We start from the raw sequence: 18088 nt of genomic DNA on the forward strand, positions 1-18088 counted from the left end.
TACGTTTCGGTCAGATTCTTTGAAACAGCGGGGCGTTCCCTCTGCACACGGGGCAACTTCCCCGTTACAATGGCTGCCCTTGAATTAATCGACATTATACGGGATTCCGGCATGAGATCAGGTCTTCGTTTACTGCTACTTTCCACACTGGTTATTCTGATCAGTGCCTGCGCTTCCAACAAGCAGGAAGAAGTGCTTCCGGAGAAGACCTACTACGAGAATGCCCGCCAGGCGATGAACTCCGGGAATTTCAATGAAGCGGAGCAAAACCTGGACTCGTTAGAAACCTACTATCCGTTTGGCCGCTATGCCGAGCAGGCTCAGCTTGATCTTATCTATGCCCGTTACCAGAACCTGGACCTAGAGGGCGCCCGCGCAGCGGCCGACCGTTTTCTGCGCCTGAATCCGCAGAGCGACCACGCGGATTATGCCCTGTACATGCGCGGCCTTGCCTCCTATAACCTGGACCTCGGGCTTGCGGCCCGATACTTTCCGATCGACGTGGCGGCCCGGGATCCGGGTGAACAACTGCAGTCCTTCAGGGACTTCTCAGAGCTGCTCAACCGCTATCCGAACAGCCAATACGTGGCTGATGCCCGCCAGCGCATGATCGCGATTCGCAATCGCATGGCCGAACTGGAAATCAATGCAGCCCGTTACTATATCAAGCGCCAGGCCTTTGTAGCCGCCAACAACCGCGGTCGCTATGTGGTGGAGAACTATCCGTCATCACCCTCTGTGGAAGAAGCCTTGATCATCATGGCTGAAACCTATCAGTTCTTGGAGCTGAAAAAGGGCGCCCAGGACGCCATCGCACTGCTTCGCACCAACTTCCCGAACAGTGAAGCGTTTAACGCCAATGGCGAGTTTGAGGCAGGCCTGTTGAAGGGAGAGAATCGCTCACTCACCAATGTCGTCACCTTTGGCCTGATGGGCGACGAGTAACAGACTACTTACCGCTCTTCCAGCCATTGGTGATGGGGTAGCGACGGTCCTTACCAAATCCACGCTCGGTAATCCGCACGCCGATTGGCGCCTGACGCCGCTTGTATTCATTGATGTCCACCAGGCGGATAACGCGATCCACATCGGCCCGCGCAAAGCCCTCCGCAACGATGGCATCGGCACTGAAATCCCGCTCGACGTAAAGATTCAGGATCTGATCCAGTACATCGTAACCGGGCAAACTGTCCTCATCTTTCTGGTCTGGTGCCAGTTCTGCAGAGGGTGGCCGGGTGATAACCCGCTCCGGAATTGCGTGGGAGACAGTATTCCGGTATTTGGCCAACCGGAACACCAGGGTTTTCGGCACATCCTTGAGCACGTCAAAACCACCGGCCATATCGCCATAAAGGGTTGAATAGCCTACCGCCATCTCACTCTTGTTGCCGGTCGTCAGCACCAGCGACCCAAATTTGTTGGACAGGGACATCAGCAGCACACCGCGCAGGCGGGCCTGGAGATTTTCCTCGGTCGTATCCGGACGAGTACCTTCAAAGGGCCCCGCCAGGGTTTCCATAAAGGCCTCGTACATGGGCTCGATGGAGAACACGTCGTACTGCACTCCCAGCGCCACCGCCTCAGCCTCAGCATCTTCAAGACTCATGCTGGAGGTATAGCGAAAAGGCATCATCACCGCCCGGACCCGGTCCTTACCCAGGGCATCAACCGCCACCGCCAGAGTAACCGCTGAGTCAATGCCGCCAGACAACCCTAGGACCACCGATTTGAAGCCGTTCTTGTTCACGTAATCCCGTACGCCCGTCACCAGAGCGCCATACACATTAGCTTCCAGCGAGGGCTCTTCGGGTAAAGGCTGGGAAACCGGCTGGCAGTGGTGCTCACACAGAAAATCGACCGGATAAAGTCCTTCACCAAACTGGGGCGCTTCTGCCATCAGCACACCGGAGTGATCAAACACCATGGAGCCACCGTCGAAGACCAGCTCGTCCTGGCCACCTACCAGATTCACATACACGATGCTGACCAGGTTCTCCCGGGCCTTGCGCTCCAGCAACGACTTCCGGCGGGCCTGTTTGTCGATGTCGTAGGGCGATGCGTTCAGGTTCAGGATCATCCGGGCTCCGGCCGAGGCGCAATCTTCTACCGGCCCTTCTTTCCAGATGTCTTCACAAACGGTGATGCCAACCTGAGCGCCACGGATATTCAGGGTCAGAACCTCCGTACCTTCCGCGAAATACCGCTTTTCATCGAACACCTGGTAGTTGGGCGGGAACCGCTTGAAATACCGACCGGTGATTTCGCCACCATCGATAACCAGAGCCGCGTTGTACAGGAGTGCACCATGGCGCAGGGGCGCGCCAATAACAATCGCCGCCTCCAGATTTTCTGCCTGGAGGCGCTCAAGGGCTTCGTTAACCCGGACCTCAAGGCTCGGCCGCAACAGCAGATCCTCTGGTGGATACCCCGTCAGACAAAGTTCGGGAAAAACCACAATGTCCGCCTGGTGGTCCGATGCGGCTCGCCGAGCCGCATCAATCACAAGCTCCGTATTACCCGGTATATCACCGACCAGAAAATCCAGCTGGGCCATCACTACCCGCAATTTTCTGGCCGACACTCCGGTGGCGGATAGCTTTCCCGAAACGGACATAAATGGGCTCCTGTAACTCATTGCCATGAAAAGGCTATTATAACCCCGCAAGCGCGAGGATTTCTCCCGACCAACAGCGGATTCCTTTAAATCATGGCAGTAGATACACCGTTACGTTCAACCGACACTCTCAGCCCGGCACCCACCACGCCGTCCGGACTGCAGCAGGCCAAGCTGTTCAGGATCTACAACCACTATCGTCTTGTGGTCAGCCTGATGCTGGTGGCGCTGCTGTTTGTCGACCCGATCAATTTTGATATGCGGTTCCGACTACTCGACTACTATCAGGCCAGCGTTTCCGCATACCTTGCCCTGAATGCCTTTATTGCCCTGCTTCTGATAGCCGGCTTTCACCCCAGCCAACGGCACATCACGCTCTCGATTCTGCTGGACATCCTGATCATGCACGGACTGTTGCTCACCAGCACCGGCATAACCAACGGCCTGGCTAACCTCGTTATTGTTTCCGTGGCCGCGGGCAACATACTTACACCCAGCCGCATGGGAACCTTCTATGCCGCACTGGCCGCCATCTGCTCCCTTGGCATTTCGGGGTGGGCGGTTCTGGCACTGGGCGAATCCGCCGACGACATTGTCCGTGCCGGCTCTCTCGGAATTCTCTACTTTGCAGCGGCTATCGTGTTGCAGTACATCTCCCGACGGATGATGCGAAGTGAAGCCCTGGCCACCAGCCGGGCCCGCAGCATTGCCGAGCTTGAACAGATCAACCAGCAGATCATCCAGCGCATGCGCACCGGCATACTCGTATTGGACCGGTTCGGCCAGATCCGACTGGCCAACGCGGCGGCCGAGGAGCTCTTATACGGTATGCCCAAAGTCTCGGGCGCGGCGCATCAGTACACAACTGTGCTGCCCAAGGCACTCAAACTTGGCCTGGACGTCTGGCTGAAGGACCCCACACACCGTATCGAACCCTTTCAGCCCTCCCCCACATCTCCACTGTTGCAGGCAAACTTCACCCAGCTGGACCAGGAGCGAGGTGACCAGATTCTGGTTTTCATTGAGGATATGAGCAAAGTCACGCAACAGGCACAGCAGATGAAGCTGGCCTCGCTGGGACGATTAACAGCAGGTATCGCACACGAAATCCGCAACCCTCTGGGTGCGATCAGCCATGCGGCACAGCTGATGGAAGAAGCCCCGAACCTGGAGCCCGGCGACCGCCAGATGCTTGGAATCATAAGACGCCATTCACGCCGTGTGAATGGCATCATCGAGAATGTTCTGGACCTGTCCCGGCGCCGGGTAGCCAATGCGGATCTTATTGAGCTGGCGCCGTGGCTCCAGGAATTCAGGGAAGACTTCCTTCAGACACAGGACGACGACTGCACAGCTGCAAATATCATTCTGAAAATCGATCCGCAGCTGCCTCCGGCGCGGTTCGACAAGAGTCAGATTGAACAGGTGATGGTGAACCTTTGCGACAATGGTTTACGCTACAGTGAACAGCACTCTGGGCAGCGACAGATAGGAATACATGCTGGCGCAACCAATGATGGCAAGCGGGCCTATATCGATGTCCGTGACTTAGGCCCCGGAATTGCTCCGGAAAACCGAAGCTCGGTTTTCGAGCCGTTTTTCACGACAGACAAGGCCGGAACCGGGCTCGGACTTTATCTGGCCCGGGAACTGTGCGAGGCTAATCAGGCGCATCTTTCCCTCGTAGAAGATAACAAGCCCGGCTGCTGTTTCCGCATTACGTTCGCCCACCCGGGGCGAATGATCTGACCCGACGCCAGCGGATATCGGGCGTATGAATAACGACATGGAACCGACAACACAAGATGACCACATACACAGCGCTGATCGTTGACGACGAGCCGGACATTCGGGAACTGCTTGAAATCACCCTAACCCGGATGGGAATAAAAACAGTCACGGCACCCGATCTCACCAGCGCCCTGGCGTCGCTGGAACACAACAAACCGAACCTCTGCCTCACAGACATGAACCTGCCCGACGGCAATGGTATTGAATTGGTTCAATGGATACAGCAGCATGCTCCGGCCACCCCCGTGGCGGTCATTACTGCGTACGGCAATATGGATACCGCCATTGAGTCCCTTAAAGCCGGCGCCTTTGATTTCGTGTCCAAGCCGGTTGAACTTCCGCGCCTCCGGGAACTGGTCAACAGTGCCCTGAAACTGTCGGAACCCAAGGCAGATAAAGAAGACGCCGCAGACGAGCCCGGCCTGCTGCTCGGACAATCTCCCGAAATCCGAAAGCTGCGAAACCAGACCCGGAAACTGGCCCGGAGTCAGGCCCCGGTCTTTATCAGTGGTGAGTCCGGCAGTGGTAAGGAACTGGTCGCCCGCATGATCCACCTGCAAGGCCCTCGCCGCGAGGGGCCGTTCGTTGCTGTTAACTGCGGTGCGATTCCCTCGGAACTGATGGAAAGCGAATTCTTCGGACACAAGAAAGGCAGTTTTACCGGTGCGGTAGAAAACAAGGACGGCTTGTTCCGCTCTGCCAATGGAGGGACGCTGTTTCTCGATGAAGTCGCAGACCTACCGCTGGCCATGCAGGTGAAGCTGCTCCGTGCCATCCAGGAAAAAGCTGTCCGGCCCGTGGGCGATACCAAGGAAGTACCGGTGGATATCCGGGTGCTCAGCGCCACCCACAAAAACCTGCCAGAGCTGGTTCAGGAAGGCAGCTTCCGCCAGGATCTGTTCTACCGGATCAACGTTATCGAACTGGCTGTTCCGCCCTTGAGGGAGCGCGAGGACGACATTCCCCTGCTGGCCGGCCACATCCTTGACCGAATTGCAAAGGAGTATGAGTGTGATCCAGCCAGGTTAACTCCCGCTGCGATAGAGCGCCTCAAGAGCTATGACTTCCCCGGAAACGTTCGGGAACTGGAGAATGTTCTGGAGCGCGCCTTCACCCTGTGCGATGCCGACCAGATTGATGCCGATGACCTGCATCTCGGCAATGGTGTGCAGCACGCAGCATCACCCTCCCAGATCATTGCTGAGGGCCAGGCCGGCGAAGGTGAGAACTTCACCGTTCCGGATGGGGAGATCGATCTGGAGGGGTACCTGGAGAACATTGAGCGGCACGCCATAGAGAAGGCGCTGGAAGCGACCCGATGGAACAAGACGGCAGCGGCAAAGCGGTTGGGGATCAGTTTTCGGGCGTTGCGGTATCGGTTGAAGAAGTTGGAGATGGAGTAAAGTTAGCAGACATATAAAAAGACTGGTTCACAGAATATAAGTTCCATCCCTTTAAGATAATCTTACCGGATATCGCAGGACGTGAATCCGGTACTTCCCAAAAAGATAGAACATGGATGTTAACGATGAGTACTGCCAAATCACCTGCAGGTTTTACACTGCCGGAGCTTGTTATTACGGTCGCCGTGCTGGCCATTGCCACCGGTTTTGCTGTTCAGTCGTTCGGAGGTTGGATCGAGCGATCAAAGCACAGAACCCTTATTGAACACTATCACTCAATCTTCGCATTCGCCCGCTGGTCGGCGGCAAGTCAGCGTCAGCTGATCACCGTCTGTCCCCTCTCGTCACAGAACAAATGCATAGACGACTGGGAAAACACCATTTCGGTATTTGTTGATTCAGACAATAACAAACAACCTGACGAAGACACGGTAATCCGGGAATTCACGCCAGACTTCGGGGGTTTCCGGATACGCTCTCGCACAGCCGGGCGAGGCTACTTTCAGTTTAATCCCAGGGGTATGACTCATGGCGCAATGGGAAGCCTGATACTTTGTCCTTCGAATCCGGCAAGCGGCAACATGAGCTACATGGCGGTCAACATTGCCGGTCGTTTCCGGGCCGAGCACGACAAGGACGCGGATGGCATGATTAAGCTTTCATGGGGAGCGAAGGTTTTCTGCCCTGGTTAATTGTCGGACATAGACGAAAAAGCCGACCCTGAAGGCCGGCGTTTCAATCATTGCTGCAAGCATTACTGGAAGTTAGTTTTCCCAGGTATTATCACCAGCGCCAAAACCATCATTGTCGCGATCCCAGCGTCGCGCACCGGTGGAGTCAAGCTCCAGGTTTCCATCCCCCGCTTGCACTCCTTTCGGAGTGGCCCGCAGGGTGTAAGAGTTTGCATCCGCAGCCTCGATAGTCAGGTCATAATACTTCTGCCCCCCATCCAGTGGCGCCTCGTCCGGGTATATGGCCGGAGCGCCGGTATCCGAACCACCGACGGCTGCACTCTCATACGTGTTGTTGGAAGCATAATATCGCTCCATAGCACCCGAGAGCCCGGTTAACGCTCCTTGAGCATCAGAACGGCGAGTACGATCCGTGTACTCTACGTAACTGGGATAAGCGATTGCAGCGATGATTCCGATAATCGCCACCACAATCATCAGTTCGATAAGCGTAAAACCTGCCTGGGAACTCCTTGCCTTAACCAAGACTTACTCCTCGTACCAATAGGTTTCAACGACACCCTTAAGGGAGTCTACCGTCACACATTCCGCACCAACACACACCACATCGGTATCATCGACACGCATGCGCTGCGGGTCAGCCGGCAGACCAATCGTATTGAGTTCCACTTCCCGGTCGGGGCGGGTCAGCTCGTCGGCTGCGCCCACTCCGTCGTAATTGACGACAGCACGTCCATCAAGCACCGACAGGTGATACAGACGCGATGTACCGGCCGACGGAATACAGATGTTTGTACTTGGAGTTGGCTCGTACGTGGTGACAAACACCTCATTATTGATGGTCTGGCTTGTCGAGAGCACTTTTTCGCCACTGTTCGTCAGGCGGATATACCAGCCATCCTTCAAACCAATAGCCGCAGCAGCGTCGTTCTGCTCTTGCGATGTTCCCTGTTGAACCAGGTTGTCAGTGGCATCATAGAGATCCGCCTCGGTAATGGGCGTGTACAGCACGTTGCCTTGGTCGTCGACTGGCGGCGCGCTGACCTCAGGAATCCGCATCATGTAAATGCGGTCATCAATATTTTCGTCCAGAGGGTGAGCCTGAAAGCCCGACCCGATGACCAGACCAAGGAACCGCGTTCCGCCAAACTTTAAACCGAACAGGTCCGGCGCATGGTAGAAACGCCGATTGTTTGCGGTACTGTTATCCTCCGCCAGATCGGCGATTACACCACCGGTAACCAGGTCATCGGCAGCGTTGGAATTGGTAACATCAAACCGGAAAATCTGTCCGCCCATATCACCCACGTATATCTGGTTAATCTTACCATCACCGGTCAGGTCCAGAGCCTTGGGGGCAGAGGGGATACTGTATTTCAGATCAGCAAGCTCAAGGTTCGCGCCACTGCCTGTGGGGCCAGCCCACCAGAGACGGTCACCGGTTTCAGCATCCACGATGTACAAAGCCCGGCCGATATCGTCAACGGTGCGCGTTGTTGCATCGTCCTGGTCAGCATCGTATCCGCCGCCGAAGATCAACACATCGTGGATCTGGTTGCCAATTTCCACCTTGGTCTTGGAAGGTCTCGACCAGGTTTGGCCCAGCTCAGCAAAATCGGTATTGGCTTGCCCACCCTGAATCGACCAGAGAAAGTCTGGCTGATCAGGGTTGGTTACATCCAGTGCGTAGTAGTTGGAACCACCACGGCGCATACCCGAGTAGATATAAGCGAAATCGCCGTCGCCAGCACTGATACTGCCGTCATTGTTGTCATCGTGAACCCAGCTGAGGATAGACGAGTCCATGCCATACACTTTATTAGCGGTCTCGCTGTTTTCTTTTAAACCTGCCTGATTTTTCAGAAGGTCTCTGGGCATGAATGAGAAGTGCGTTTCCCCGGTCTCACCATCGATACCGTGGATAAAGCCCTGATTATCCCCAAAGAACACTGCGGTATCCGGTGAAGACTCACTGCCACCATAGACGATCAGGTGCGGTACGGAGTGGAGCGGGTCCGCGATAAACTTCCGTGAGTCGGTTGTTGATGCATCACCGTCCGAATCATTGAGGTCCTGACCCCGGGTCCAGTTAACCAAGGCGGAGAAATCTGCGTCGGACATGTTTGTGTCCCCGAAGAGAGCCTTGGTCAGATTATTATTACCTGTTGCGAGCGCATTGGCGCTATTCGTCAGCCCCCTGTTTGTGGCGAGATTCGAATAAACCTTGCGATCGGAGTTGGGGTCTGCATGCTGTGACGAGGCTCCGCCGTCGGTAACAACCTTGCCATCCTGGATATTGCCCCACCAGCTCTGGGCACTATCCTTGAAGAAACCGCTGTTCGGGTCGACGGCTGGCTGCCCGTCCTCGCCGACAATGACGGCCTCACTTTGCCCGGTAGTGGAATTCTCCTGGATAGCGAGTTTATACCGCTTAAGATTGCCCGGCCAACGGGCTCCTTTCGCCGGCTGGAACAGAGCAAAGTAGAGCGCATCAAGGTGGTTCAAGCGGTCAAAGGTGTTTACCGCAATGCCCGGAGCCACATAGGTTGCAGACGTCGCAAGGATGTCGTTAAAGGCAGTCTCAAACGCGGTTGCCAATGAAGCGGCGTCGTTAGCCTGAAAGTACTGTCCGCCGCCATTGGAAGCAGCGTCAGAAAGCAGCGTCTGATTGCTCTGGAAGCCCACAGTGTATGTGCGGATGGACTGCGGACCGTCCTGTTCCGTGCTCATGTCGTTATCAAACATGTACTCCGCAATTTCGTCGAGGCAGTTGCCGGAACACGAGCCGACGGTGCTCTCCATGGTGCTTTGATAGTTGGTATCCTGAGTGGGCTGGCCGTCCGTTAACAGAATGATGTTGTTTGGCTGGCACTGGTACTCGATCGGGCTGTCGTATTTGTTTCCATCCATAACATCGGCAACGCTGGAATGACGGATGAACGTATCACCTCCCTGAAAATACCTCATTGCCTCAAAAGTTGTCTCAGAAAGCGGCGTATTTCCGCCCGGCGAGAGCTCATTGATTGCGGTTTTCAATGGTGACCTGACGTCAGCAATCGGTTTGATTGCCGAGAGGAAATAACCACCATCGTTGCCACCAAAATACATCGCCCCGACATTGACGTCTTCCATATCATCCAGAAGATTGCCCATTACCGCCTGAACAACCTCCAGGCGATTGGAAGTTCCTTCCGCGATATTGCTCATGCTTCCGGACTTATCGAGAATAAACAGAATGTTGGGCTTGACGATCTTGTCAGCGTCTGTAAAGAAAATCTCGGTATCGTCAGCAACCGCTGTAGAGGTGCCAACCGTCAGGGACATGGAAAGCAGGCCCCACGCGAATCGTTTCATGAAGACCTTCATTGCAGCTCTCCTTCTTGCTGGACAGGATAAATGACCATCAACGCCATCCCACTATCCGAATCCACGAGTACGGTACCAGCCTGGCCAGAAACGCGCCGGTATCCATCTGCACCTACTTCACGCTTGCCAACCTGAACCTTGAATCCACGAGCTGGAAGCAGGCGTGGTTCAGGGCAGAGCTCGCAGCCTTCGGTAACCACACTGAATACGCGTGACGATGAATCTACCATCAACTCGACGGAAGCGGCCTCATAGGCCTCAATAGGGCTATCAATTAACCGCGCATCCTCAAGACTCGCCGCACTGACCGGAGTGATCGCCAAAACGAACACCACCAGTGGCAAACAAAGCATTTTCTTGATCATTTTTTCCTCCAGAGCTGGTCCCAAAACCAACTATCAGTAATATTCGATTCCCTTGAAGACCGTTGAAGTCGCACCTGTCCCCGCCATGGTTGCAGTGCCACTTAACTCATATCGATAACCATCCAGTGCCGTGGAGCTCTCGTTAGCATCCAGCGAGCTGCCGCTACCGGCTATGATTTCGCCGAGGTAACGGGCCTGGTAGGTACCAGCAACGCCGTTCCCGGCATCAACCGTGAAGTTAACCGAACTGCTCATATTGTCCGCGGATTGCATCGATTCTCTTAGCAAGCTCAAATCATTCCCGATTAACCGTTCCGTCAGCGCACTGGCGGAACTCTCGGCAGCCTGAAATGTCCGATTGGAGTTCTGGGCATTGACGGCCATACGCTCCTGCATCACTGACGTATTCATCCCCGCGACACCGATGAGCGTCAAGACCAACAAAACCACAAGACTTACGATCAGAACCGCGCCACGCTCCTGGCGACCTGTCTTCAATTCAGTCATAGCTTCTATCCTCTGGCATTCTATGCACCTAGCTTAATCCCTGTTTCTCAGCGTTACCGTACTGATGAAAGTCCGCCTCAATCGGGTGTCTTCCGGATGCGTCACCGGGCCGGCACCACTTGCTTCAGTAATCACCTCGCCTGGTAGCGCATAGCTCGATGTATCGTCCGTGTCCCGAACCTGGTCGGCGTCACTGATCAGCAAGCCGATTCTCAGCGCGACCACGCGAGACATATCGGTGACGTTGTCAGCGGTTTCGTAACGGATATTGTTGGTGGGCAGTATCTCGCCATACTGGATTTGCATGCTCTCGACCCCCTCCACCAGTTCGTCAACCTGGAAGCTGGGCCCGCCGGCAGCGAGCATGTTATTTGCTCCCCTATAAAGGGCCATTATGTCGTTACCCTGAATGTCATCACGCCCGGTATCGGCGACAAAATAAACGTTGGATGAGAACCTCATAATCCGGGCGCTTTCGTTGTACGCCTGCCCCAGATTGTTGCTGGAGTTCACGTTTTGGGCGTGCGCCCAGGTGCCGCTAGTTGGGTCGCTCGATATTCGAAAAAGATCCGCGTTCTCGCAATCCGAAATCAGAACAATGTCATTCTGGGTGAACGAATTAATCGCAGTGCCTGCCACCTGAATGTTGGCGTTTACCACGTTCATGTTTCCGGTCACCTCGACGTCAATGGTCTGGCCGCGCTGTATCGAAATCACATCGCTTCCAACGAGGGCATTGGCCTCAATCGGGGTCCCGTCAAACTCGGTGCCATTGGCCCAGTTGCCGTCGGCGACTTCCCAGCCTCTAAGGGTGGTGGAGAAAAAATCTGCCGTAGGGGCGTTATCCGCGATAATCCTCATGGTCACGTCTGCAGGGTCCGCACACCCCTGAAAACCAATCATCCGCATGTCTCGTGCGACAATATCTGTCGCGATCCGACCGGATTCCTGAATCCGCGCAAGAGACGTACTGAGGCGAGCGGTCTGGCTTGAATCCACATAGACCGTGAAAATGCCAAGAATCAGCGTTGCACTCAGGGCAAGCGCGACCATCAATTCAACCAGCGATAAACCGGCCTGCCCTTTTGGGCTATGGGTAATGAACCCCTGAACTTTTTTGGCTCCCATCAAGCACCTCATAATGAGAAATTCAGGAAAAAGGAATTATCACCGGCGATTTGTTCGTTAGCATCGCCTTCTCTGACAACTTCATCCCACTGGACAGAGATCGTAAACATCTCGGTGCCGGCATCGAACTGAATCGAGCCTTGCCCGCCAGGCAAGAGTGTCATGTCGCTTCCGACTCCCTGAATCTGGCGCGCCCACTGAGCCAAATCCACCGTTACCTGTTGCGCCGGCGAACATCCGCCGTTCTGCGTCGCACAAACCGGGAGGTTTGTGGATGCGCCAACGGTCGTGAAGCCGTCATAGGCTCCACCGCCTACAGCCTGGGCCCGATTGGCCCGTATGCGGTCAGCCATGTCATAGGCCAGAATGCTCGCCTGGGTCCGCAGATACGCACCCTGATTGTTTCGCATTCCGTCTACCAGCAACCCGGCGAGGCCCAGAAGCCCTATCGCCAGGATGAACACGGTCACCAGAATTTCAATCAGCGTAAAGCCCTGACTTTTCAAGCCTTTCATTTCGCTTCTGTTGGCTCCGCGCTTCGGAATAAACGACGTTTTCATCATTGCGCCACTCTCACGGACAGGTGATATTTGCGTTGTTGTGATCGTTCAGTACGCCGTTACCCGAGGTATCTCGCGCCAGACGTGTCTGACCGGACACGCTGACAACAATTGCCCTCGCTGCCCCCGCACCGCGGGAATCACATACTGTAATTGTGCCTGCAGCCGATAGACCAATTCCCGGAGGAATCGGGAAGCCATTGCCTGAAAACTGCACAAATGAGCCTCCACCACTGGTAAGGCCAGCGATTCTCATGGTGTTGCCACCTTCCAGGGCCTGGCTGATCCGGAGGAGCTGGTCGTCTCCGGCATCGAGCACGCGATCACCGTCAAGGTCGCGCATCACAATCCAGCCGGTCTCCCACGTGTTTGCACCACTGCATGAAGCGCTGTCAGCACTGGCGCAGACAGTAATCACGCCATCCTGCATTTTGGATGCTTCACTGCGGGCATAGCTCATAAGGCTGGACGCTTCATTTATTTGAGACGTCAGCCGATTATTAAGTACGGTCTCGCGAAAAGACGGAACTGCAAACGATGCAACGATTGCCAGAATGACGATCGTTATAATCAGTTCAAGCAACGTAAAGCCAGAGCTTCGCTGGAATCCGGACATAATTCTTCCCTATTTCTGATTGGTTACAGATTATTGTGAGTCAGGGTGCGAAACCACCCACCTGCGATAAGCGGGAGTCTTAGCGTGATAAACGGTCGCTACTTAAGAGGTGATGTGTAACGGTTCACAAAAAAGGGGGGAATAGGGCAGGATATTGATATTCGGGTAAGCTTCCCGAATGAAGCAAGGCCCCATCCGGCAAAGCTCACCTGCTATACGAGGGCAAACAAAGGTCAGGAAACCTCTACCACATCAATCCTGAGCTCTTTGGGCATCGAAAACACAATATTCTCCTCACGCCCGGCAATTTCCTCCGGAACACTACCCCCCAATTCCCTGAGGCGATTGATCACATCGTTCACCAATACTTCGGGCGCAGAGGCACCAGCGGTTACGCCAACTGAGGACTTTCCCTCAAGCCAGGCAGGATCAATCTGAGATGCCTCATCAATCAGGTAGGCCGGCGTACCCATCCGCTCAGCCAGTTCTCGCAACCGGTTGGAATTGGAACTGTTCGGGGAGCCAACCACCAGCATCAGGTCGCAGCCTCCGGCGAGCTGCTTCACGGCATCCTGGCGGTTCTGAGTGGCGTAGCAGATGTCGTCTTTGCGGGGGCCCTGGATTTCGGGGAATTTGGCACGCAGGGCGTCGATAACACGAGCGGTGTCGTCCATGGATAGAGTCGTCTGGGTGACGTAGGAAAGCCTTCCGGAGTCGTTCACTTCCAGCTTTGCCACATCTTCCTCGTTCTCCACGAGGTAAATCTCGCCACCATTGCTGTGATCATACTGCCCCATGGTGCCCTCCACTTCCGGGTGGCCGTGGTGGCCGATCAGAACACATTCCCGGCCGTCGCGGCTGTAGCGCATGACTTCCAGGTGGACCTTGGTGACCAGCGGGCAGGTGGCATCGAAGACTTTCAGGCCGCGGCGGGCGGCTTCGTTTTGTACTGCTTGGGAGACGCCATGGGCGCTGAAGATCACCAGTTTGTCATCCGGCACTTCCTCCAGCTCGTCAACAAAGATTGCGCCGCGGTTGCGGAGGTTATCCACCACGAATTTGTTGTGGACGACTTCGTGGCGCACGTAGATCGGTGCACCAAAGACATCCAGGGCGCGGTTGACGATCTCAATGGCTCGGTCAACACCGGCACAGAAACCCCGGGGATTTGCTAGTCGGATCTGCATAACAACCTGCTGCCTTGGTTAGTGGGCCGGTCCGACCGGCTCCACATCAATAATCTGAACTTCAAACGTCAGTGTACGCCCTGCCAGGGGGTGATTAAAATCCACCTCCACCTCATCGCCTTCCACGCGGCTGACAACGCCGGGTAACTCACTCTGGCGGGCATCGGCAAACGAGATCATTACACCTGGCTCCAACACCATATCCGGACTGAACTCATGGCGTTTGAACGTCTGAACGTTATTGGGGTTGTGCTGGCCAAAGGCTTTTTCCGGCGGCACCTGAAAGCTGTCCTGATCACCGGCCTTCATGCCCATCAAGTAGGCCTCGAAATTCTCAGGCAGATTTTCATCCCCGATTTCGAGGGTGGCCGGCTCTTTTTCGAAGGTGGAATCGATCACTTCACCATCGGGGAACTTCAGAGAGAAATGCAGCTTGACCCGGGTACCCTTGTCTACAGGCAGTTCAGTCATAAGAGTTACTCACTCCTTTTCGCATCGCCATTGGAATCAATGGGTTTGCGAAACATATCGAGAATCATGATGCCGGCACCAATAGTTATCGCTGTGTCGGCCAGGTTAAAGGCTGGAAAATGCCAGTCCTGCCAGTAAAAGTGCAGGAAGTCGACCACATAGCCATGCACCACCCGGTCGTAAACGTTACCCAGGGCGCCACCGAGAATGAGTACGATGGCAACGGCGGTCCAGGTTTCATGGCGCTGCAGGTTTTTCAGCCAATAGATCAGCACAGCACTGACCACCAGGGCCAGAGTGACGAAGAACCAGCGTTGCCAGCCCGCCGCTTCGGCCAGGAAGCTGAAAGCGGCTCCGGTATTGTGGAGTAGCGTCAGATTGAACATGGGGATGACCGGAACCGGATCTCCATAGGTCAGCATGGCTGTGGCCATGGCTTTGGTGCCGAGATCAAGAATGATCACCAGCGCCGCCAGCCACAGCCACTTCAACTTGTTTCCGGTGTCCTGCTGTTCAGACATGGCTGCGTCCATCAGGCGTAGGATCGGGCTTCACCAGCCCCTTCCACGTTGGTGACGCAGCGGCCACAGAGGTCGACGTACTTCGCGTTACGGCCGACATCTTCCCTGTGATGCCAGCAGCGCTCGCACTTGGTATTGGCAGCCGGAGTCACCTTGACCCGAAGGCCTTCGTGGGAAGTCATCTCGGCATCGCCCGCCTCAGAGACCGGCTTCACGGTGGCCTCAGAAGTGATCAGGACGAAGCGCAACTCCTCACCGAGGTGTTTCAGATCTGCTGCCAGGTCACCTTCGCAGTACAGGGTGACTTCGGCACTCAGGGAGCCTTTGATTTCACCGCGAGCCCGAGCCTCTTCCAGCCGCTTGTTAACAGCTTCCTTGACGCTATAAATCTCGCGCCAGTAGTTGCGGTCAAGCTCGGTATTTTCCGGGAGCGCAGTCAGGCCCTCGTACCAGGTTTCATAGAACACGGTATCGCCCCGTTTGCCGGGCAGATGTTGCCAGATTTCGTCAGCGGTGAAGCTGAGAATCGGCGCAATCCAGCGAACCATGGCCTCGGCCACGTGGTAAAGAGCGGTCTGGCAGGAACGGCGGGCCAAGCTGTCTGCCTGGGTGGTGTACTGGCGGTCCTTGATGATATCGAGGTAAAAGCCTCCCAGGGTCGCTTCGCAGAAGTTGTAAACCTTCTGGTAGATCCTCAGGAACGCATAATTGCCGTAGTCCTCATGAAGCTCTTCCTGCAACTGCAGGGCACGGTCCACCATCCAGCGGTCCAGGGCGATCATATCCTCCGGAGCCACCATGTGCTGCTCTGGATCAAAACCGGTCAGGTTACTCAGCAGGAAACGGGAAGTGTTGCGGATTCGGCGGTAGCCGTCGGCCGTCTGGCGCAGGATGTCCTTGGAGACGGTCATTTCACCGCTGTAGTCAGTCGCCGCAACCCACAGCCGCAGGATATCGGCACCCAGCTCGTTCATCACCTCCTGAGGCGCGATTACGTTACCCAGGGATTTGGACATCTTGTGGCCCTTGCCATCAACGGTGAAGCCGTGGGTCAGAACCTGCTTGTACGGGGCCACGCCGTTCATGGCGATGGAGGTTTTCAGGGAGGACTGGAACCAGCCGCGGTGCTGGTCAGAACCTTCCAGGTACATATCGGCCGGGAACTGGCCCAGTTCCTCGCGAACCCGCAGGACCGATTCGTGGGTTACCCCGGAATCAAACCAGACGTCCAGCGTGTCAGTCACCTTATCGTACTGATCAGCACCGGCGCCCAGCAGCGCGGACGCATCCAGCTCGTACCAGGCATCGATACCACCTTCTTCGATTTGCTCTGCCACCTTTTCAATCAGGTTCTGGGTGTCCGGGTGCAGCTCCTGGGTTTCCTTATGGATAAACAGCGTGATGGGCACCCCCCAGGTCCGCTGACGGGAGATACACCAATCCGGTGACTGGTTGAACATGGCTTCAATGCGATTCTGGCCCCAGGAAGGCACCCAGCGCACCCCCTTGATGGCTTCCAGGGCATCGGCACGGAGGTTTTCCTTGTCCATGCTGATAAACCACTGGGGCGTGGCCCGGTAGATCAGCGGCGTCTTGGTGCGCCAGCAATGAGGATAGCTGTGACGGAACTTCTCCGAGCGAACCAGCTTGCCTTCGCGCTCCAGCGCGCTGCAAACGGGTTCATCGGCCTTGTAAACGTGCACGCCGGCGAGCTCACCGGCCGCCGAGGTGTAGGTACCGTCGGCCTGAACCAGGTTGATGGTGCCGATGTTGTAGGCCTTGCCCACTTCAAAGTCTTCCACACCGTGATCCGGAGCGGTATGGACAGCACCGGTGCCAGCGTCGGTGGAAACGTGGTCCCCCAGGATAACCGGCACCTGCTTGTCGTAAATCGGGTGCTGCAGTGTCAGATGCTCAAGCGCGGCGCCAGAACAGGTGGCCAGCACCTCATACCGCTCAACCTGCCAGCGCGCCATGATGCCTTCGACCATATCGGCGGCCAGGATCATCCGTTCAGGCCCCTGCCCCACATCGGTCTGGACCAGCGCATACTCCAACTCGGCATTCAGGGAAACCGCCTGGTTGGCCGGGATCGTCCAGGGTGTGGTGGTCCAGATGACAACAGAGACATCGCCCTCGCCCGTGTCTGTGCCAAAGAGAGCAAGAGCTCTTGCCTGATCAACCGCCGTGAAGCGAACGTCGATCTGGGTAGAGGTTTTATCCTGGTACTCAACCTCAGCCTCTGCCAGTGCGGACTGACCCACCACACTCCAGTACACCGGCTTGTAACCACGAACCAGGTGACCTTTGGCAACGATCTTGCCCAGGGCGCGCACGATCCCGGCTTCCACCTTGGGGTCCATGGTGAGATAGGGTTTGTCCCACTCACCCATCACGCCCAGGCGAATGAAGTCTTCCTTCTGGCCGGCGATCTGTTTGGTAGCGTAGTCACGACAAGCCTGGCGGAAGGTTTTGTAATCCACCTTCACGCCTGCTTTGCCAATCTCCTGCTCCACCTTGTGCTCGATGGGCAGGCCATGGCAGTCCCAGCCCGGCACATAGGGTGCGTCATAGCCCATGAATCCGTGGGATTTGACGATCATATCCTTGAGAATCTTGTTAACCGCATGACCAATGTGAATGCTGCCGTTGGCGTAGGGAGGCCCATCATGAAGAATGAACTTGTCCCGCCCCTCACGCTGCTTGCGCAGGTTGCCGTAGACGTCGAGATCCTGCCAGCGCTTTAGCATTTCCGGCTCGCGCTTGGCCAGGTTACCGCGCATGGGAAAGGCGGTTTCCGGCAGATTCAGGGTATGCTTGTAGTCGCTCATGGTTTGTGTGCGTGCTCTCTTGGTCGGTGTTGGCTT

At 55.8% G+C, this 18088-nt stretch carries 16 protein-coding genes and 1 pseudogene; 4 read left to right on the forward strand and 13 right to left on the reverse strand.

The genetic code is table 11. The features are described from left to right. Positions 1 to 111 precede the first annotated feature (111 nt). The gene (locus ACN0XM_RS17920; RefSeq protein ID WP_417568305.1) at positions 112 to 945 is read left to right on the forward strand and encodes an outer membrane protein assembly factor BamD; all 834 of its coding nucleotides are present in this window, start codon (positions 112 to 114) and stop codon (positions 943 to 945) included. A gap of 4 nt (positions 946 to 949) precedes the next feature. Here ACN0XM_RS17920 and ACN0XM_RS17925 read toward each other — a convergent pair whose 3' ends face one another. Together ACN0XM_RS17925 and ACN0XM_RS17930 are read right to left on the reverse strand one after the other, a co-directional pair. Continuing rightward, positions 950 to 2614 (reverse strand): NAD+ synthase, encoded by a 1665-nt coding sequence (locus ACN0XM_RS17925; protein ID WP_417568306.1) that lies wholly within the window; start codon positions 2612 to 2614, stop codon positions 950 to 952. Positions 2615 to 3248: 634 nt separating this feature from the next. Further along, positions 3249 to 3317 (reverse strand): annotated as a pseudogene (locus ACN0XM_RS17930) (hypothetical protein); the annotation flags it as partial. A 356-nt stretch (positions 3318 to 3673) separates the two neighbouring features. Between ACN0XM_RS17930 and ACN0XM_RS17935 the strand changes: the two are divergent. The 3 genes from ACN0XM_RS17935 (at position 3674) to ACN0XM_RS17945 (ending at position 6500) form a co-directional block, all read left to right on the forward strand. Beyond that, a complete protein-coding gene (locus ACN0XM_RS17935; RefSeq protein ID WP_417568415.1) occupies positions 3674 to 4363 on the forward strand; it encodes a sensor histidine kinase in 690 nt (229 codons plus the stop codon). A 56-nt stretch (positions 4364 to 4419) separates the two neighbouring features. Then, positions 4420 to 5808, forward strand: coding sequence for a sigma-54-dependent transcriptional regulator (locus tag ACN0XM_RS17940; protein ID WP_417568307.1), 1389 nt, complete (start codon positions 4420 to 4422; stop codon positions 5806 to 5808). Between the two features lie 125 nt (positions 5809 to 5933). Beyond that, positions 5934 to 6500, forward strand: a complete 567-nt coding sequence (locus ACN0XM_RS17945) for a GspH/FimT family pseudopilin (RefSeq protein WP_417568308.1) — start codon at positions 5934 to 5936, stop codon at positions 6498 to 6500. A gap of 72 nt (positions 6501 to 6572) precedes the next feature. On the opposite strand, the gene ACN0XM_RS17950 is transcribed toward ACN0XM_RS17945, so the two are convergent. The 11 genes from ACN0XM_RS17950 to ileS all read right to left on the reverse strand — a co-directional run bounded on the left by ACN0XM_RS17950 (position 6573) and on the right by ileS (position 18052). Next, complete coding sequence (locus ACN0XM_RS17950; protein ID WP_417568309.1) at positions 6573 to 7025, reverse strand: type IV pilin protein; 453 nt, start codon at positions 7023 to 7025, stop codon at positions 6573 to 6575. 3 nt (positions 7026 to 7028) lie between these two features. After that, positions 7029 to 9866: a pilus assembly protein gene (locus ACN0XM_RS17955; protein WP_417568310.1), complete on the reverse strand. Its 2838-nt coding sequence runs from the start codon at positions 9864 to 9866 to the stop codon at positions 7029 to 7031. Further along, complete coding sequence (locus tag ACN0XM_RS17960; RefSeq protein ID WP_417568311.1) at positions 9863 to 10231, reverse strand: hypothetical protein; 369 nt, start codon at positions 10229 to 10231, stop codon at positions 9863 to 9865. The genes ACN0XM_RS17955 and ACN0XM_RS17960 overlap by 4 nt, the downstream gene beginning before the upstream one ends. A 33-nt stretch (positions 10232 to 10264) precedes the next feature. Continuing rightward, positions 10265 to 10738, reverse strand: coding sequence for a PilX N-terminal domain-containing pilus assembly protein (locus ACN0XM_RS17965; RefSeq protein WP_117619585.1), 474 nt, complete (start codon positions 10736 to 10738; stop codon positions 10265 to 10267). Positions 10739 to 10771: 33 nt separating this feature from the next. Continuing rightward, positions 10772 to 11866: a PilW family protein gene (locus tag ACN0XM_RS17970; RefSeq protein ID WP_070970191.1), complete on the reverse strand. Its 1095-nt coding sequence runs from the start codon at positions 11864 to 11866 to the stop codon at positions 10772 to 10774. An 8-nt stretch (positions 11867 to 11874) separates the two neighbouring features. Beyond that, positions 11875 to 12381 carry a type IV pilus modification protein PilV gene (gene pilV, locus ACN0XM_RS17975; RefSeq protein WP_227515377.1) on the reverse strand — a complete coding sequence of 169 codons (507 nt, stop codon included), beginning with the start codon at positions 12379 to 12381 and terminating at the stop codon, positions 11875 to 11877. Positions 12382 to 12439: 58 nt separating this feature from the next. Further along, entirely contained in the window at positions 12440 to 13042 is a 603-nt protein-coding gene (locus tag ACN0XM_RS17980; RefSeq protein WP_417568312.1) for a GspH/FimT family pseudopilin, read from the reverse strand. A 233-nt stretch (positions 13043 to 13275) separates the two neighbouring features. Beyond that, positions 13276 to 14229, reverse strand: coding sequence for a 4-hydroxy-3-methylbut-2-enyl diphosphate reductase (gene ispH, locus ACN0XM_RS17985; protein WP_417568313.1), 954 nt, complete (start codon positions 14227 to 14229; stop codon positions 13276 to 13278). A gap of 18 nt (positions 14230 to 14247) precedes the next feature. After that, entirely contained in the window at positions 14248 to 14700 is a 453-nt protein-coding gene (fkpB, locus tag ACN0XM_RS17990) for an FKBP-type peptidyl-prolyl cis-trans isomerase (protein WP_417568314.1), read from the reverse strand. Between the two features lie 5 nt (positions 14701 to 14705). Continuing rightward, positions 14706 to 15233 (reverse strand): signal peptidase II, encoded by a 528-nt coding sequence (lspA, locus tag ACN0XM_RS17995; protein ID WP_417568315.1) that lies wholly within the window; start codon positions 15231 to 15233, stop codon positions 14706 to 14708. After that, entirely contained in the window at positions 15233 to 18052 is a 2820-nt protein-coding gene (gene ileS, locus ACN0XM_RS18000) for an isoleucine--tRNA ligase (protein ID WP_417568316.1), read from the reverse strand. Before ileS ends, lspA begins: the two co-directional genes overlap by 1 nt. Positions 18053 to 18088 lie beyond the last annotated feature (36 nt).

It is taken from the genome of Marinobacter sp., assembly GCF_048269445.1.
Classification (GTDB): Bacteria; Pseudomonadota; Gammaproteobacteria; order Pseudomonadales; family Oleiphilaceae; genus Marinobacter.

Excerpts from the sequence above, each read along its gene's own strand:
- ACN0XM_RS17920 (WP_417568305.1), top strand. The coding sequence starts at position 112 with ATGAGATCAGGTCTTCGTTTACTGCTACTTTCCACACTGGTTATTCTG.
- ACN0XM_RS17935 (WP_417568415.1), top strand. The coding sequence starts at position 3,674 with ATGAAGCTGGCCTCGCTGGGACGATTAACAGCAGGTATCGCACACGAA.
- ACN0XM_RS17925 (WP_417568306.1), bottom strand. The coding sequence starts at position 2,614 with ATGTCCGTTTCGGGAAAGCTATCCGCCACCGGAGTGTCGGCCAGAAAA.
- ACN0XM_RS17945 (WP_417568308.1), top strand. The coding sequence starts at position 5,934 with ATGAGTACTGCCAAATCACCTGCAGGTTTTACACTGCCGGAGCTTGTT.
- ispH (WP_417568313.1), bottom strand. The coding sequence starts at position 14,229 with ATGCAGATCCGACTAGCAAATCCCCGGGGTTTCTGTGCCGGTGTTGAC.
- ACN0XM_RS17980 (WP_417568312.1), bottom strand. The coding sequence starts at position 13,042 with ATGTCCGGATTCCAGCGAAGCTCTGGCTTTACGTTGCTTGAACTGATT.
- ACN0XM_RS17965 (WP_117619585.1), bottom strand. The coding sequence starts at position 10,738 with ATGACTGAATTGAAGACAGGTCGCCAGGAGCGTGGCGCGGTTCTGATC.
- ileS (WP_417568316.1), bottom strand. The coding sequence starts at position 18,052 with ATGAGCGACTACAAGCATACCCTGAATCTGCCGGAAACCGCCTTTCCC.
- fkpB (WP_417568314.1), bottom strand. The coding sequence starts at position 14,700 with ATGACTGAACTGCCTGTAGACAAGGGTACCCGGGTCAAGCTGCATTTC.
- pilV (WP_227515377.1), bottom strand. The coding sequence starts at position 12,381 with ATGAAAGGCTTGAAAAGTCAGGGCTTTACGCTGATTGAAATTCTGGTG.
- ACN0XM_RS17940 (WP_417568307.1), top strand. The coding sequence starts at position 4,420 with ATGACCACATACACAGCGCTGATCGTTGACGACGAGCCGGACATTCGG.
- ACN0XM_RS17970 (WP_070970191.1), bottom strand. The coding sequence starts at position 11,866 with ATGGGAGCCAAAAAAGTTCAGGGGTTCATTACCCATAGCCCAAAAGGG.
- lspA (WP_417568315.1), bottom strand. The coding sequence starts at position 15,233 with ATGGACGCAGCCATGTCTGAACAGCAGGACACCGGAAACAAGTTGAAG.
- ACN0XM_RS17955 (WP_417568310.1), bottom strand. The coding sequence starts at position 9,866 with ATGAAGGTCTTCATGAAACGATTCGCGTGGGGCCTGCTTTCCATGTCC.
- ACN0XM_RS17960 (WP_417568311.1), bottom strand. The coding sequence starts at position 10,231 with ATGATCAAGAAAATGCTTTGTTTGCCACTGGTGGTGTTCGTTTTGGCG.